Raw genomic sequence first — 15,936 nt, 5'->3', positions numbered from 1 at the left:
GGGCGGGCCGTGCGCGTTCCCCCCTTCGTCGGGGAGGTTCCTTCGCCGACTGGGCCCGCTGGGCATGGTGGGGGCCTCCGTGAGGAACGCGCCCGTGGTGTCCGGCGCTGCTGCTGGGCACCCCGGTGGTCTTCTGCTGCTAGTGGCTTCGTGCGATGCCGACGCCGAGGACGAAGGCGATCACCAGCAGGAAGTACGCGAGATGCAGCGTGGTGCGGGTGCGTCGGGTCATGGGGTGATGACGCGGTACCACTGACGCTCGTACACGCCCGCGCCACCGTCATGCCCGGAGTCGGGGGTGGGGGTGGCCTCCGGCAGGGTGCGCCGGCCAGTGACGAAGACGCGCCCGCGCGGGGGCCTGCGGCGGGGTGTGAGGGTGGCGTAGGGGGTTCGGGTGGGGAGCGGCATGGCGGTTGGCTCCTGTCTGTTGTTGGTTCAGCGTTTACGGGTGGCGATGGCGACGATGACGCAGCCGATGACGGCGGCCACCAGGACGGGGATCAGCACCGGTCAGGCCTTCTTCACTTCGGCGATGGAGGCTTCCCAGCCGCGCCCAATCACCCGGATGGGGTGGCCTGACGGGGCTTCCTGGCGGACCCAGACTTTGCCTTGGGTGTAGGTGCCGGGGTCAGCCTGGACGATGGCGTACACGAGGCCTTTCTGGGGGTGTGGGGCGCGCACTCTGTCACCCATCGCGAGCTGCCCGGTTCCGGTGTCGGGTTCGGCGTGGATGTTCACAGGGCACCGTCAGCGGCGAGGTCGGGGACGCGCTCCAGGACGGGAAACTTCGCCCGAAGGACCCACAGGGTGACGCCGAAGTGGCGTAGCCAGTCATTGAGTTGGGGGCGGTGGAAGGGGTTCCAGTCGACCATGGGAAGCGAGGACACCAGGAGGTTGCGTACGTCGCCCTTCTCCACGAGGGCTTGCACCTTCTGGAAGGCGTCGCGTTCGAACAGCGGGGGTGCGGTGTCGATGCTCACACGGTCCACGAACCCCGACTTGGGCTGCGCCAGGGGAAGTTGGAGGCGTCGGGCTTCGGCGCGCAGACAGTCGAGCGCGACGGTGGCCGCCGCGTCTGCGCCCCGCGCAGGGGGGACGCAGGTATAGAGGACCGTCAGCCCTGCACGGTCGAGGTGCATGGTGCTGTGGGGTTGCTTCATGAGGTACTCCCGGGTCGCCGTCCTCTGCCTGGCCGTGGGGGTGCGGCCGGGGTGTGGCGTACAGGCCGGAGAGGGGCACGTGCAGCAGACACGCTCCCCGGCCTGTACGCCACCGACCACCAGTCGACAGACGGCGGCACCGCTGGGGGTGTCGCATTGCCCGCAGCACGAGAGCCGGGGCCTGCGTTGTGGTGACCGGGCTGCCACGCTGGAGCCCACTCGCGTGTCCGCGCGGCAGCACTGCCAGACGGCCCGTTGGGAGGTGGCCGGCCCGGCACCAACTACCCTGCTGCAATTGCGATTTGACATGCAACCTCATCGTCAATTCGGCTTGAAATGGCAAGTGCCCCTGCGGGAGCATGGGCACGAGCAGGGAAGCTGACGAAGGAAGCTTGCGAGCTGAGTGCAGGGATCAGCGAGCAAGGGTGCCGATTCGGCGAACTGGGTAGCTCTCATGACGAGCAGCGCCCCCAGACACGCTCTAGGAGGGCGATCAGGTGGCAGCACGACGCGGAGTCACGTTCCGCAAGCGTCAACTGGGCACAGAACTCGAGCGACTTCGGGAGCAGGCAGGACTAACCCAGGACGGCGCCGTGGACAAGGTAATAGAGGCCACGGGAGGCGGGAATCGGTCATCCCTCAAGTCCAAGGTGTCACGCGTCGAAAGCGGCCTGAGCGGCATCCGGCTGTTCGAGCTGGAGCACCTCCTGGATGCCTACGGCGTAGATGACAAGGAACATCGCCAGCTCCTGATCGGTCTACAGCGGGAGGCCACGAGCCGGAATCCGTGGACCCCGTTCAAGCACGTCATGCCGTCGGGCATGCCCATCTACGTCGACCTGGAGCAGGACGCCCGGATCATGCGGGCCTGGCAACAGAACGTCGTGTTCGGGCTGCTCCAAACCGAAGACTATGCGCAATCCCTGTTCAACATGGCCAAGCCGGTTGACGAACGCACAACGCAGTGGGTGGAGCGCAACACCCGCATCCGGATGGAGCGAAAAGACGTTCTCACGCAGGACAACCCGCTGCGCCTGTGGGTGATCCTTGCGGAGTCGGCGCTGCGCCGCATGATGGGGACGGCCAAGATTATGCGGGAGCAGTGCGAAGAAATCATCCGGCTGACGGAGCTGGAAAACGTCACCATCCGCATCATTCCAGACCAGGCACACACCTACCGCTGCGGTGACAACTTCGTCCTTCTAGATTTCGACGAAGGTCTCGACAGTCTTGTCGAGATGGATACGTCGAAAACCGTCACTGTCATGGACAACCGCGATGATGTATGGCTGTTCGGTCAAAGGTTTGACGCCATGCGCGATGGCGCGCTGCCGAAGGCCGAAACGCCGAACTTCATCGACCGACTAATGAGAGAGGTGTGGTCCGATTAACACTCACGTCCGGGCGTCTCAACTAGCGCCGGAAGAAGCATGGGTCAAGTCGTCTTACAGCAACGAGGGCGGCGCCACGTGTATAGAGATCGCGATCGTGTCGGCACGCTTGGCTGTTCGGGACTCCAAGGACAAAGCGGGGCCCGCGCTGCTATTCACCGACATTGCATGGTCTGAGTTTGTCGACCACGTGTCAGCGGGCAGGATCGACGGAAGCTGACCGACAGAAGGAAGTGAGCACCATGGGACGGAGCTCGATTCCGGAACCCACGTGGCTCAAGTCCTCCTACAGTGGCGAAGGTGGCGCAGCGTGCGTCGAAGTCGCCGACCTGATCCCGAGTTCTGCGTGGTTCACGTCATCTCATAGCGAAGCGCAAGGCGGGGCCTGCGTTGAAGTTGCCGGATTGGCGACACGTGTGGCGGTGCGTGACTCGAAGGACAAAGAAGACCCGACCCTGATGTTCAGCGCTCATTCCTTCGCGGCCTTGATTACCAGCGTCACAACCGATCAGTTCACTACCTTATGACAGTGGCCCCCTAGGAGAAGTAGGGGGCCACCCCGGGACGGTGCTGCTTCAACTATGGAGCAGCACCGTCCCTTTGTCGCCACACCCGATCACCCATGTCGGGCCTCGTTGCACCACAGAGTATCGTTCCGGCCACATTTCCCACACTCGTTGAACACCCCGCGCACCGCCCAGGACCATAGGGGCTACGTGGGCCCCGCTCTCTCGCCGTCACGGCGGGGGGCCCACGGCCTATCCAGACCGGCGCCTGCCCGGCGCTGCCTCTACTCCGTGCCCGTCCCGTCCCGGGCAGCCCGCACACAGCAGTGCTTGGCTTCCAGCAACTTGCGTGGTCCTGCTGTCAGCTCCAGTCCATCTGGCAAAGCTGCAATCATCTGCGCCGCCGGGGCTTGGAATGGACAGCTGATCTGCTGACGGTTCGCAGGCAGGTGCACATAGTCGGAGTACCAAGCCAGACGCGCCGTCGCCGGATGCACTCCGCTGGCTTCCATTCCGCACTCTCCCTATCACGCCCGAAGCTGCATAAGCCGTGTGAAGACGTCTTCGTCTTCCACCACGTGGCACTTGTACGTCGCCCGCAGCACGTACCGAGTAGCGGCGTCCGACCCCGCGGCGTCCGCTGCCTGCCACAAGAGCGATGTCCTCTCGCGAATCGCGTTGGGGTATTTCTTCGTGTCGCAGACGCACCGGCCGATATGTACAAACGCCTGACGGGATTTGAGGCACCCGCGATCCGAAGTTCACCGCCGAGGCCGCACCGTCCGGACAATGAAGGATGTGAAGGGCCATCCGTGCGGGACCCTGTTAACCAACGTACCGGGTGTGCAGGGCATCACGGTCACAACGGCCAACGGTGCCTTGCGCATCGAGGTCCGGGCGATCGGGACAGGAGGCACTCTGTCTGGCGTGTGACAGTTGTCTCCGCGGGTGCGCGGCTCGCATGTGCGGTGCCCTGCTGAGCTCCCGGTCGCCGGTGAGCATGTGGTGATCAAGCTCAGAGTCCGCCGGGCGGATTCCCATCCAGGAAGCGGCGGGACAAGGTGGGTGTCCCGCCGCGGCACCAGGTCTGCTGGGGGCCGTCACTGACGCGGGACATCGATGCCGGCCGCGCGCAGGTTCGCCTCGACCAGCGCGTTCAACCGGGCGATGGACGGCGATTGGCCTTCCCGGTGGTGGTTGACCAGTCCGTACCGGGAGGCGGCGTCGGACCGGTTCTCGAATCCGGCCGGCATCGTCAGCAGCGCGCGGTTGGCGAGCAGTTTGTCGGCCAGCGCGGACGCCAGTTCCTCAATCCGCGGGTCGTCCGGATTCCAAGACCTCGCATCCCAACCGCGCTTGGTCAGCTCTACGTCCTCGGGATCGTCGAGGAGGTTTTCGAGTCGGGTCAGGAAGCTGTCGAAGATCTCCGGAACCAGCGCCCGGGTCAGCACCAGGGCCTCCCGTTGAGCGGCCAGGTAGTCGGGGCTGAAGCCGAGATCGGCGAGTTGGTCCAAGACCGCGCAGGCCCGTTCGGGCAGCAAAACTCGGTCGCCATGTGTGAGTTGGTGCAGCGTGTCGCGGCGCGCGATCAGGTCGTCGATCCGTTCGGTGAGCCGGCGACGGACGTCGTCCAGGGCGGCGGCGAACCGTTCGGGATCGGCGTCGAGCAGGTCACCGATCTCGGCCAGCGGTACGCCGGCCCCGGCCAGGGTCCGGACCTGGATCAGCCGGAGCAGGTCGGCCGATCCGTATCGCCGGTAGCCGGAGCCGTCACGTTCCGGCTCGGCGACCAGGCCGAGCCGGTGATAGTGCCGCACGGTCTTGATCGTGATGCCGACGAACGCCGCCGCCTGTCCGATCGTGAGTCCGTCTGCCATCGGCTCAGCGCACCTCCAGATCGTGGGCCGCTGCGATCTCGCGAATCGCGTCGGCGACGGCCGGGGAGTCCTTGCGCAGGCTCGAGCCGTGGTCGCCGGCGACCTTCGCGCTCGCCTGGCGGTACGGGTTGTGGGCGATCACAGGGGCGAGGGTAGCGCGCCTCTGTTCCAGCTCATCCCCCTGGTCGCCGAGGCCGGCACCCGAGCGACCACGTACCGCGCCGCGACGGTCAACGTGCCGGGGGCCGGGCCGAGGGCGGCGTGGAGCGCGTGGGACTCGATGGCGATCGCGGAGTACGGGTCGGCGCGGTCCGCGGCCAACGTCTGCTCCAGGCCGGGGACTTGCGATCGGTCCCGGTCAGCCCATGGTCGCGATGGAGGTTGACCTTGACCTTGGGTCAGGGTGCACGCTCATCGCAGTGCCCCTTCGAAGGGGCCGGTCGCCACCAGGGCCACGCCACGGTGTGCTGTCGAACTGCGCCGTACACCTGCTTTCGCGAGACAAGGAATGACCATGGGTGAGTCCCTCCACACCACGAAGAACTCCGTTGCCGGGCCGGATCGCCCGGAGCTGCAGAAGGCCATCCAGGAGATCGTCGATGCCGGTATCGCCGGAGTGCAGCTGCGCGTGCACGACGAGCGGGGTGAGTGGGTGGGCAGCGCCGGGGTGGCCGAGCTGGGCAAGACCGCCGAGCCGCCGACCGACGGGCACGTCCGGATCGGCAGTAACACCAAGACGTTCACCGCGACCCTGGTACTGCAACTGGTGGCCGAAGGAAAGGTCGGACTGGACACCCCGGTGGCCGACTACCTGCCCGAGTTCGGGCTGGACGAGCGGGTCACGGTGCGCAGGCTGCTGCAGCACACCAGCGGGGTGTTCAACTTCACCGGTGAGCTCTACGAGGACGGGACGGTGGTGCCGGGGATCCCCTCCACCATCGCGGGCAAGGAGTGGGTGGACAACCGGTTCAAGACCTACCGGCCCGAGGAGTTGGTACGGCTGGCGCTGTCCAAGCCGGCGCGGTTCGAGCCGGGGGCGGGCTGGAGCTATTCCAACACCAACTACGTACTGGCCAGGCTGCTGGTCGAGAAGGTCACCGGCCGCTCGTGCGCCGGGGTGACGCAGGAACGGATCCTGGGGCCGCTCGGCCTGTCGGGCACCGTGGTGCCGTACACCTCGCCGGAGATCCCCCAACCGCACGCCCACGCCTACTACCGGTACGAGGAGAACGGCGAGCAGAAGACGGTCGACGTCACCCGCCAGAACCCCTCCTGGGTCTCCGCCGGCGGCGACATGATCTCCACCACCCAGGACCTGCACACGTTCATCTCCGCCCTCGTGGGCGGCAAGCTCCTGCCGGCCCCGCTCCTTGCCGAGATGCGCACGCCGCATCCCGAGAGCGGCTTCGGCCTGGGGTTGCGCGTGCAGAACGTGGGCGAAAACGGCGGCACCGTCCTCTTCCACAACGGCGGTCACGGCGGCCACGCGGCGCTGATGTACAGCACGCCCGACGGCAGCAAGACCCTGACCGCCGCGCTGAATTACGTGGACGACGCCGCACTGTCCCTGGCCCAGGCCTTTCTGAAGGCGCAGGAGCGGCTCGTCGAGGTGGTGTTCCGCGGCGGGCAGACCGAGTCGGCTGACGAGGCGGCCGATCCCACTCGGCCGACGGGCTGAGCACCTCGGGCCCGTACGCCTTGACCGTGGGCTTCCTACGGCCGCACGTCGGCCAGAGCGCGAACCGGGCCGCGCTGAGCTCGCTCAACTCGACGCGGCCGGGCCACGTGCGCGGGACACCGGGTCGGCCGAGCAGGCACAGCCGGTCGGCGCTCCCGTCGGGGACGAGGTCGGCCGGGGAATTACCTGCTCGGCCGCGCCTGTCGGAAATAGTGGCAGGACGGCGTGCGTGCTCAGGTCCCGAAGGTGCCTCAGATGGTGCCTCAGATGGCGAACCACACCTTCTCGATACGTTCCTCGCCCACCTGATAGAGGGCCATGGCGGTGCGGACCTGGTCGCCCATGAAGCCCGTGACCCGTTCCTGGTCGATCACGATGCGACCGTGCTGGACGCGGGATACCAATTCGGCGTGCAGGTCCGGGCTGGACGCGAAGAGCCGGGCATAGCGCTCGCGGAACGCGGAGCCCGAGCGGTCGGCGAGGACCTCGCCCGAGGGGAAGGCGTGGACCGGTATGTCGTCGATGTAGAAGCTCAGGAATTTCTCCAGGTCGCCCGCGTTGTAAGCGGCGAGCTGACCATCGACGATCTCTTCCGGAGACATGGTGATTCCCTTCTTCGCCCGGCCGGTACGAGCGCCGAGCGGATACGCGTACGGACGGAGAACAGCGCGGTGGCCGGCGCGAGGCCGCCCGCAATGTGAAGCAGGCCGGAACAGGGGCAACCCTCACCGCAGCTCCAGCAACAGACCGACGTACTGCCCCCGACGCCGAGCACCAGGCCAAGTTAGAAGATCATGATCGCCCTGACCAGCCTGATGCGGGCCACAGGGGCCGGTTCGAGGCTGCGTGCGCTGGTGAAGTGGATCCAGTCGCACGTCTCGTCTGACATGACAAGCGCCGGACTCGGCGGGCAGAGGGTGCCTGGTGTTCTCGCGGCGTGGCCCCGCTTGACCTTGTCACAGTGACAAGGCTTTCACTGTGGCCAAGGAGGTGGTCCCGATGACCATGCCGAAAGAGGACACGAACACGATGCGAGCCCTCCAGGGGCTGGAGAACAGCAGTTCTTCGGTGCGGCTGCAGGCAGCGCTGGCGGTCGGTACGACCCCTGACCCGCGGTTCATCGACAAGCTCATCGAACGATGCGCGATCGAGCCCGAATTTTATGTGCGGGAAATGCTTACGTGGGCGCTCACCCGCCATTCACCATCCATGACGGTCCCGGAGCTTCTCCACGAAGTCCGCTCGGAGCGTGCGCAGGCACGGAGCCAGGCGTTGCACACCCTGTCCAAGATCGGGGACCGGCGAGCGTGGCCGGCGATCACCCGGGCGCTTCTGACCGACGCCGACGGTGAGGTGGCGCGGAGCGCCTGGCGGGCAGCGGTCGTGCTCGTACCCGAAGGTGAAGAGCCCGGGCTGACCGCGGTGTTGGCGACGCAGCTCGGGCGCGGCGAGCGTGAGATGCAGTTGAGCCTCAGCCGGGCGCTGATCGCGCTCGGTGAGGTGATCATGCCGACTCTGCGGGGCGCGATGGAGGATCTCGACCCGCGCGTGCGTCAGCACGCGATCGCCACGGAATGGCTGTTGCGCAATCCGGATGCCGGGTTCGAGTTCGCGATCGAGGAGGCGAAGCGCATCATTGCCCTCGGCATGACCAGCTAGGAGTGGTGATAGGCAGTGTTGATCGGTGATGTGGCGCGACGGTCCGGGGTCAGTGCCCGCATGCTCCGGCATTACGAATCGCTCGGCCTGGTGCGGCCGACGGGGCGTACCGAGGGTGGTTATCGGGAGTACTCCAGCGAGGACATCCGGCGGATCTTCCATATCGAGAGCCTGCGGTCATTGGGGCTGTCGCTGCGTGAAGTCGGGAGCGCCCTGGACGATCCCGACTTCGCACCCTCCGAGCTCGTCGACGACCTCATCCGCCAGACGCGAGAACGCATTGCGGGTGAGACCGCGCTGCTGACGCGACTCCGTCGGATCGGTGCTGCGGAGCCCGCCGACTGGGAAGACGTCCTCCAGATCGTGGCACTCCTCCAGGCATTGGGATCCGAGAGCGCTGGCAAGCGCCAGCGCGCGGCTCTGTCCTCAGCCGAAGAGGTTCCGGTGCCGGTGGAAGCTCTGGTCGAGGCAGCGTTGAGCGAGACGGACCCGAACGTCGCCGGAGCCCTTCGATGGGCTCTGGCGCAATCGGGCGATCGCGGACTGGCACTGCTGGCGGAGGGCCTTGGCTCGCCAGTGGCCGAGGTGCGGAAGCGCGCCGTCCAGTCCATTGCCGAGATTCCGAGCGGTGAGGCGACCGCGCTGTTGCAGGACGCCCTCGCGCATTCCGACATCGTGGTCCGCAGGTATGCAGCGCTGGCGCTCGGGGCGCGTGGAGTAGCCGACGCGGTCCCGACGCTCATCGACATGATCGTCGGGGAAGCGAACGACGCCGATGCGGCCGATGCGCTGAGCGCGCTGGCGAGTGACCCCGCATTGACGGATCAGATCGCCACCAGACTCGTTGGCTGCCTCGCCGACGGCACCCTTGAATCGCCTGCACGCCGACGGCTGACACAGGCGCTCGCGGATATCCCGGGAATCACGGCGTCACGTGCTCTCGCGGATCTGTCACAGGACGACGACCGTGCCGTTGCGCTCACCGCGACATACATTCTCGGGATGCGCAACGCACGCTAACCATTCAATCCCGGGTTGCTGTGTATGGGGCCCAGGGTTGCTGGTCGCCGCCGAAAAGGCCGCAGCAGCGGGCTCGCCGAGACGCACACGCCGAGCATGACGGTCTCCTCCCTCTCAGCCTGGCCGATCTGACGGCCAGGTAGTGTCGGCCGGATGATCGAGCGGCTCGAAATCGAGAGTTTCCTGGTGCTGGCGGAGGAGTTGCACTTCGGACGTACAGCTGAGCGTTTGCACGTCACACGGGCCAGGGTGAGCCAGGTCATTCAGAGCCTGGAGCGTCGCATAGGTGCTCCGCTGTTCGAGCGGACCAGCCGCCGGGTCCGTCTCACGCCGCTCGCACAGCGACTGTACGAGGAGGTGCAGCCGGGCTATCAGCGCATCGAGCAGGCTCTGGCGAGTGCCCGGGCCGAGGCCAAAGGCGTTGAGGGAGTCCTGCCGGTCGGCTATCTGGGCAGCGCTGCCGGGGAGTTCGTCATGGACGTGATCCGGATCTTCGCCGTCCGGCACCCGGGCACAGAGGTGGAGATCCACGAGACACAGTTCAAGGACATGCTGGGACCGCTGCGCACCGGCCAGGTGGACCTACTGGTCACACAGTTCCCGGTGGAGGAGGACGACCTGGTCCGGGGCCCGGTGGTGCTGCGCGTGCCACGGATGCTCGCCGTCCCGGCCAATCACTCGCTGGCCAAGCGGGACGGAGTATCGGTGGAGGACCTTGCCCGCGACCGGGTCTTCGCTTGTTCCGGCGATGTGCCGCAGTACTGGCAGGAGCACCTGGCACCGTCGCGAACTCCCGGTGGTCAGCCGGTGCGGCGCGGCCGGTCGGCGGCGACGTTGCACGAGACGCTCACCCAGGTCGGCGCCGGGCAGGGCATCTCACCGGTGGGCGCCGACGTCGCGCGGCACTACACGCCGAGGGGCGTCGTCTACCTCCCCTTCCGTGATGCCGACCCGTTGGAGTACGGGCTGGTGTGGCGCACGGCCGGGGAGACGGCCCGCGTACGGGCCTTCGCCGCGGCGGCCGCAGAGGTTGCCGATACGGCCCCACAGGATTGGTAAGTCAGCCTTACCAATCATTACGCAGACCGCGGCTGATCAAGGCCCGCCGTCAGGCGAGCCTGAAGCCATGACCAACAACCTTTGCGCTGCAGAAACACAAGCAGCGCCACGTACCACCTCGTCGCCAGGCACACGCGGGAGAGGGAGCACCGCAGCGCTGCTCGCACTCGCTCTGGGAGCCTTCGCGGTCGGCACGACCGAAGTCGTCATCGCCGGACTGCTGCCCGAAGTGGCAGCCGACTTCGACGTTCCGCTGCCCACCGCGGGATACTTGGTGTCGGGGTACGCCTTGGGGATGGTCGTAGGTGCCCCGCTGCTGACCATCCTGGGGACCAAAGCACCACGGAAACGGATGCTGCTGGGGCTGGTGGGCCTGTTCATCGTGGCCAGCCTGGTCAGCGCCCTGGCGCCGGCCTACCCGGCGCTGCTGGCGGGGCGCGTGCTGTCGGCTCTGGCAGGCGGGGCCTACGTCGGCATCGCCGCGGTGGTCGCCGCCGGCATCGTCGCGCCGCAGCGCAAGGCCAGCGCGATCGCCATGGTGTTCATGGGACTGAGTCTCGCCAACGTGCTCGGCGTTCCGGGTGGAACAGCACTGGGGCAAGCGTTGGGCTGGCGGGCCACGTTCTGGGCCGTGACAGTGATCGGTGTGGTGCTGCTGGCCGCTCTCGCACTGCTCGTACCGCTGGTGCCGCGCGAGGCGGAGGCGGACATCAGGCGCGAGCTGGCGGTCTTCCGCCGCGGACGGGTCTGGCTGGCGCTGGCCGCCACGGCCTTCGGGTGGGCGCCGTTCTTGACCGTCCTCACCTACATCTCCCCCTTGCTCACCGAGGTGACCGGCTTCGACTCCCGATCCGTACCGCTGCTGCTGGTGCTGCTCGGCATCGGGATGCTCATCGGTACTCCGCTGGCCGGACGGCTGGCGGACCGGGCACTCATGCCGACGCTGTACGGCGCGCTGGCCGCGACCGCGGCTGTCTCGGTGCTGCTGCTCGCCGCGGTGCACAGCAAGCCGGCGGCCGTCGTCGGCTTCCTCCTCTTCGGCCTGGTCGGCGCCGCGGTCATCCCTCCGCTGCAGGCCCGGGTGCTGGCCACCGCGCAGGGCGCGGACAACCTCGCCTCAGCCGCCAACATCTCCGCCTTCAACGTCGGCAATGCCGGCGGCCCGCTACTGGCCGGCGCAGCTCTTGCCGCAGGCAGCGACTACACCACACCGCTGTGGATCGCGTCCCTACTGGCAGCCGCCGGGCTGCTGTTCGCCCTCGCCCAGCGCCGCGGCCGAGCCACCTGACTACGGCCACGGCCCTGTTGCGGCTCGGGCGGCCTTCGCTCCCGTTCGTACCGAGGAGTTACGACGTACATCCGCATGACGGTCAGCCCGCGCCTGTGACCGTCGTGCGGGTGTCCTCGCACCACAGGCGGGGCAGGAGTCGCGGACTGCTGAGGCCTCCAATCCGGCATCGGCCAGTTCGTTGTCGGGGCGGATTGCGCGCAATCAATAACTCGACTGCCAGCTCACGCAATCTTCCGCAATCTCGAAGCGGAGTGGAGTGGAGGACGATCCGCGCATGCTGAGGCATCAACCAGCGATGGGGAGGCGCACATGGGGCTCAGGTTCATCGGCACGACCAGCGACCACGGAGACTGTCCGACCCTGTACGAGGTCGAGGGCACCGAGGACATCCTGGTCCAGGGCGAGCGGGTGACCGATCCCGAGCATCTCGCCCAGCTCCATGACGTGAAAGAGACGGAGGCGTTCGTCGTCGTCCCGCGCTCGCTGCTCACTCGGTTCGCGCCGAGGAGCGCGGCCTCCGAGCTTGTCCCGTTCTCCGACGTCACCCCGCCCGTCCGGGAGTTCAAGCACACCGCATGGCGGCTGGAGACCCGGCGCGGCTACGCTTCGGACCGCCGCAGCCCCAAGTGGCAGCGGTTCCTCGACGGGGAGGACATCGCCGCCGAGCCGGACGACGAGTGGCGTGCGAACGTCCGGCCCATACTGCCCAGGGCAAGCGCTTTGAACGGGTCCGGCTGGTCGATGACCCGCCGACTGACGGGCAGCGCTTTCTGCTGGCCAGTGGGCTGGGGAACGTCGCGGCCGGCGAGGACATCCGCAACCTCGGCCGGGCCGAGGCCGAGCGGATCGGACTGCCTAACTGGGACTTCTGCCTCTTCGACTCCCGCCTCCTCATCCGGTTCGCATTCGACGACCAGAACACCACCCTCGGCGTCGTCCTGAGCGAGGACCCCGCTGACGTGCTCGCCGCGTGCCAGGCCCGCGACGCGGCGTGGCATCACGCCACGCCTACAACGGAATTCCAGGCAGGGGTACGTTCCACCATGTGACTTCCGATTTTCAGGCCGGACGGGACAACCTGGGCGCGCGACTCCGTGAGCTGCGCACCCAGACCGGGCTCAACGGCAAGGACAGAGGCGGCCCCCATCTGCCGTGGCGGAATGGACAGCACCGTCCCCCGGGGCTCGGGCTGACCGATTCACTGGGGCGGACGCGTCAACTCTGTTCCGTCCGAGCCATGTTGGCGTCTGGGATCAGTGCCGCGCGCTCGCTGGGGGGAAGGGGGCGGCAACCCACGCCCAGGCGCGTCCGTAGTCAATGCTGATGGAGCCGTAGTGGCCACTTGTGTGTGCTGAGGATGAGCCGGCGCGGCTCCATGACCACGCGGTTCAGAACACCAGCGTTCCACTGGCCAGGGCAGCGACGGGAAGTGATTGGCTGAAACTTTCTCGCGGCTTCACAATCCTTCTTTCCATGCCCTCCACGCCTCATCCCCTTAGGCCGATGCGGAATGAGCCATGCCCACTCTGCATCTGACACATCTCCTCGTCTCTCATAGAGCCCACCGAGTCACCTGTCAGATCATTACGCGTCACACCGGACAGCCCCCGGGCCGAGTGAGCATGGGATAGCAATGAATTCTGGAGCGTGTCATACGAACCGTTCCCGGAAGGTGCCGTCGTGACTCTTGTAGTCGTTGGCGCCAATCCAGAAGTCGCGCGGGCTACCGCGGGCCCATCCGGAAACCTGGAGTATGTCCGATTGCCTGGCGACCCCGCTCTGGATGCCAGTGCACAGGTGCCCCCGAGGAAGCGGGCGAATGAGGCGACGGAACTGGAGGCAAGGACGGAGACAGGGTGCGAAACTCCGGGCACAAGGACGGTTCTCACCATCGACTGCCATGACCGACCTGTCCTCCGGCGGGGAACCGGAATACATCCGCGACGACCACTGTGCGGCGATACGGGACAAGAATTCCACGGAGGCGTCAAGTCCGGCCTCTTCCTCGCCGGTTACGTCGTCGACGGTGAGAGTGAGGCCGACGTGGCGGTAGAAGAGACCCATCGGCGCGTCGGCCTGAGGCTTTGGAAGGCTTTCGGGGGTTGACGTGCGGTCAGAACCCTCTAGGAGGTCCAGACGGTGCCGCGAGTCTCGTACTCCAGCATGGACTCCAGACCGAGCGCGGCGTCGACGCCCAGTTCACGGCGGACCAGCCACAGGGCGAGGTCCAGGCCGGAGGTGACACCGCCGGCGGTGACCAGGTCGCCGTCGTCGACGACCCGGGCCTTCTTCAGCACACCGCCCTGCTGTACGAGATCCGGCTGCGCTCTGTGGTGGGTGGTGCAGGGACGGCCACGAGTGACACCGGCGGCGGACAGGAGCATCACGCCGGTGCACAGGCCGGCGATAGTCAGCCCCGGCCGGCGGGCGGCGGCCAAGGCACGAGGCAGGACGCCCCGGCGGATCTCGGCCCAGACACCCGGACCCTCGCGGCGGGCGTATCCGCCGCCGGGCACGATAAGGAGGTCCGCCTCCTCGGGGGCCCAGCGGTTGTCTGCACGGAGCCGGGTGCCAAAGGAGGCGGTGACGGCACGGGGACCGTCAAGGGCGACGTAGCGCACCTTGACGTCGCGGTCGGTGAAGCGGTCGGAGGCGGAGAGCACTTCGTACGGGGCGGCGAGGTCGAGCTCCTCGACACCCTGGAAGAGCACGACCTGGACGCGCAGGGGGCCGCGGCGGCCGGGCCCGGGGGGTGAGGCGGTTCCGGTTGCCGCGACCGCGGCGGTCGTGGTGGCGGTGACGCCGGTCGCGAGGCCGGCGGCGCCGAGGGCGGTCGCGGTGCGCAGCAAGGTACGTCGGTTCACGCGGATCTCCTGTGTTCGTTGTCGACGGGGCGGTTGGAGCGGTCAGCGGGCGAGTGGTTCGTCCGCGAGGTAGGGCAGCGCCGGGTCGTACCGGATCTCACGCCGCACTGCACGGGCGTGCTCGCGGCCATGCGGATGTCCTGCGAGCCGGAGCGCGCTGTCCGATTCCGGCGGAACTCCCTGACTGGTCAGCAGGCGGTCGTCCACGACGTACCGGGCGTCGGACACGACGGTGACGTTGTCGCGGGCCGCCAAGCGCTTCCTCGTACTGCCAGGGTGGCGACCCGGCAGACGCGCGCCGGGCCGGCGGCGTGCAGGAGGAGCGCGCCGGTGCGGACGCTGACGGCCGACTCGGCCCGTGCGGCTGGGGCGTCGATTCAGCCGGTGACGCGAGGGTTACGCGGTTCGGTCTCGCGGGCGCCGGATCCTCCGGGGAGGGGGAGCACGTCGATCGGGGGCGTCCGGAGTGTGATCCGGCAGAACTCTCATCCCCTTGGCGCAGCGGACAGGGCCGGGGCCTGCGGTCAGGGCAGGGCGCTGGCCAGCCCTTCGCGCAGGGCGGCGGAGGTGGTGAAGACCTCCCGGGGACCGACGAAGCCGAGTTCCTCGGCGGTGTCGAAGAGGAGCATGCCGTAGGTGGTCATGGGGAAGTCGTCCGTGTCGGGTGTGGTACGTCCGCGATACGCGGAAGCCGGAGCACGGTCGGCGGCGTACCGGGAGCGGCGCCGGTCACGCGCTGTTCACGATGCCGCGGCGCTCGTATTCGAGGACCTCCTCGGCGAACAGAGCCGTGTCCGGGCCGAAGAACCGCTCGATCAGCCAGATCCCGAGGTCGACGCCCGAGGTGACGCCTCCGCAGGTGACCAGGTCACCGTCGTCGACGACCCGGCCGCCGACCACGCGACCCCCCTGGGCCCGGAGGTCGTCCAGAGCGATGTGATGGGTGGTGCAGCGGCGTCCCTTCGTCAAGCCGGCGGCGGACAGCAGCATGGTGCCCGAGCACACCGCGCCCAGGACCAGGCCCTCTCTCCGGGCCGCCGCGACTGCCCGGGGCAGGATGCCGCGGCGGATCTCCCGCTGGAGGCCGGAGCCGTCGCCGTAGCCCCCGCCGGGGACGATGATCACGTCGGCCGAGTGAGGCGCCCAGGCATCCCGGCAGACGATCTCCATGCCTGCGGACGTCGTCACCCGGCGAGCTCCGTCCACAGTGACGAAGGACTGGGTGAGGCGCTCCTCGCCGACGATGCCGAACACCTCGATATGGCCGGCGAAGTCCTGTTCCTCCACACCGTCGTAGAGCACGGTGTGGACTCGCAGCGGGCGCGCGGGGCGCGGAGGAACGGACGGGGAAGGCATGAAGGACCTCCGTGACGTGAGGACGTGGCGCGTTCCCGGAACGGGCCGGGAAGCGGGAGCGCGATCAGTCTTCCG

The 15,936-nt window shown here is 67.7% G+C and carries 17 protein-coding genes and 1 pseudogene; 9 read left to right on the top strand and 9 right to left on the bottom strand.

The genetic code is table 11. From position 1 onward, the window contains the following. Positions 1-228 precede the first annotated feature (228 nt). From AC4IJH_RS10560 to AC4IJH_RS10550, 3 genes are all read right to left on the bottom strand, one after another. Positions 229-408: a hypothetical protein gene (locus AC4IJH_RS10560; protein WP_490851331.1), complete on the bottom strand. Its 180-nt coding sequence runs from the start codon at positions 406-408 to the stop codon at positions 229-231. A gap of 102 nt (positions 409-510) precedes the next feature. Next, positions 511-738, bottom strand: coding sequence for a hypothetical protein (locus AC4IJH_RS10555; RefSeq protein WP_490851330.1), 228 nt, complete (start codon positions 736-738; stop codon positions 511-513). After that, positions 735-1,160 carry a hypothetical protein gene (locus AC4IJH_RS10550; RefSeq protein ID WP_490851329.1) on the bottom strand — a complete coding sequence of 142 codons (426 nt, stop codon included), beginning with the start codon at positions 1,158-1,160 and terminating at the stop codon, positions 735-737. The genes AC4IJH_RS10555 and AC4IJH_RS10550 overlap by 4 nt, the downstream gene beginning before the upstream one ends. A 497-nt stretch (positions 1,161-1,657) precedes the next feature. Between AC4IJH_RS10550 and AC4IJH_RS10545 the strand changes: the two genes are divergently transcribed. Genes AC4IJH_RS10545 through AC4IJH_RS10535 form a run of 3 tightly spaced genes read left to right on the top strand, consistent with a single transcriptional unit; the run spans position 1,658 to position 3,078 of the window. Then, the gene (locus AC4IJH_RS10545; RefSeq protein ID WP_490851328.1) at positions 1,658-2,551 is read left to right on the top strand and encodes a helix-turn-helix domain-containing protein; all 894 of its coding nucleotides are present in this window, start codon (positions 1,658-1,660) and stop codon (positions 2,549-2,551) included. Beyond that, positions 2,547-2,771 carry a DUF397 domain-containing protein gene (locus tag AC4IJH_RS10540; RefSeq protein WP_490851407.1) on the top strand — a complete coding sequence of 75 codons (225 nt, stop codon included), beginning with the start codon at positions 2,547-2,549 and terminating at the stop codon, positions 2,769-2,771. Before AC4IJH_RS10545 ends, AC4IJH_RS10540 begins: the two co-directional genes overlap by 5 nt. Positions 2,772-2,793: 22 nt before the next feature. Further along, entirely contained in the window at positions 2,794-3,078 is a 285-nt protein-coding gene (locus AC4IJH_RS10535) for a DUF397 domain-containing protein (RefSeq protein WP_490851327.1), read from the top strand. Positions 3,079-4,157: 1,079 nt separating this feature from the next. On the opposite strand, the gene AC4IJH_RS10530 is transcribed toward AC4IJH_RS10535, so the two are convergent. Further along, positions 4,158-4,934, bottom strand: coding sequence for a MerR family transcriptional regulator (locus AC4IJH_RS10530; protein WP_490851326.1), 777 nt, complete (start codon positions 4,932-4,934; stop codon positions 4,158-4,160). Positions 4,935-4,938: 4 nt separating this feature from the next. Next, positions 4,939-5,076, bottom strand: coding sequence for a hypothetical protein (locus AC4IJH_RS10525; protein WP_490851325.1), 138 nt, complete (start codon positions 5,074-5,076; stop codon positions 4,939-4,941). Between the two features lie 372 nt (positions 5,077-5,448). Between AC4IJH_RS10525 and AC4IJH_RS10520 the strand changes: the two genes are divergently transcribed. Next, positions 5,449-6,612, top strand: a complete 1,164-nt coding sequence (locus AC4IJH_RS10520; RefSeq protein WP_490851324.1) for a serine hydrolase domain-containing protein — start codon at positions 5,449-5,451, stop codon at positions 6,610-6,612. Positions 6,613-6,875: 263 nt separating this feature from the next. Here AC4IJH_RS10520 and AC4IJH_RS10515 read toward each other — a convergent pair whose 3' ends face one another. Beyond that, on the bottom strand, positions 6,876-7,214 hold the full coding sequence (locus AC4IJH_RS10515) for a nuclear transport factor 2 family protein (protein WP_490851323.1): 339 nt from the start codon (positions 7,212-7,214) through the stop codon (positions 6,876-6,878). A 397-nt stretch (positions 7,215-7,611) separates the two neighbouring features. Between AC4IJH_RS10515 and AC4IJH_RS10510 the strand changes: the two genes are divergently transcribed. The 5 genes and pseudogenes from AC4IJH_RS10510 (at position 7,612) to AC4IJH_RS10490 (ending at position 12,690) form a co-directional block, all read left to right on the top strand. Further along, on the top strand, positions 7,612-8,271 hold the full coding sequence (locus tag AC4IJH_RS10510) for a HEAT repeat domain-containing protein (RefSeq protein ID WP_490851322.1): 660 nt from the start codon (positions 7,612-7,614) through the stop codon (positions 8,269-8,271). A gap of 15 nt (positions 8,272-8,286) precedes the next feature. Beyond that, complete coding sequence (locus tag AC4IJH_RS10505) at positions 8,287-9,291, top strand: MerR family transcriptional regulator (RefSeq protein WP_490851321.1); 1,005 nt, start codon at positions 8,287-8,289, stop codon at positions 9,289-9,291. Between the two features lie 153 nt (positions 9,292-9,444). After that, positions 9,445-10,350 (top strand): LysR family transcriptional regulator, encoded by a 906-nt coding sequence (locus AC4IJH_RS10500; protein WP_490851320.1) that lies wholly within the window; start codon positions 9,445-9,447, stop codon positions 10,348-10,350. A gap of 67 nt (positions 10,351-10,417) precedes the next feature. Continuing rightward, the gene (locus tag AC4IJH_RS10495) at positions 10,418-11,638 is read left to right on the top strand and encodes an MFS transporter (RefSeq protein WP_490851319.1); all 1,221 of its coding nucleotides are present in this window, start codon (positions 10,418-10,420) and stop codon (positions 11,636-11,638) included. 312 nt (positions 11,639-11,950) lie between these two features. Next, positions 11,951-12,690, top strand: a pseudogene (locus tag AC4IJH_RS10490) (DUF6879 family protein). Between the two features lie 1,074 nt (positions 12,691-13,764). Here the strand turns inward: AC4IJH_RS10490 and AC4IJH_RS10485 are convergent. From AC4IJH_RS10485 to AC4IJH_RS10475, 3 genes are all read right to left on the bottom strand, one after another. Further along, positions 13,765-14,505 carry a DJ-1/PfpI family protein gene (locus tag AC4IJH_RS10485; RefSeq protein ID WP_490851318.1) on the bottom strand — a complete coding sequence of 247 codons (741 nt, stop codon included), beginning with the start codon at positions 14,503-14,505 and terminating at the stop codon, positions 13,765-13,767. Between the two features lie 42 nt (positions 14,506-14,547). Beyond that, positions 14,548-14,733 (bottom strand): hypothetical protein, encoded by a 186-nt coding sequence (locus AC4IJH_RS10480; protein ID WP_490851317.1) that lies wholly within the window; start codon positions 14,731-14,733, stop codon positions 14,548-14,550. Positions 14,734-15,234: 501 nt separating this feature from the next. After that, positions 15,235-15,861 (bottom strand): DJ-1/PfpI family protein, encoded by a 627-nt coding sequence (locus tag AC4IJH_RS10475; RefSeq protein WP_490851316.1) that lies wholly within the window; start codon positions 15,859-15,861, stop codon positions 15,235-15,237. Positions 15,862-15,936: the final 75 nt, after the last annotated feature.

The sequence above is a fragment of the Streptomyces sp. UF-297 genome (assembly GCF_058245575.1).
The sequence above is the reverse complement of the archived record's forward strand: the minus strand, read 5'-3'. Positions and strand labels throughout refer to the sequence as shown.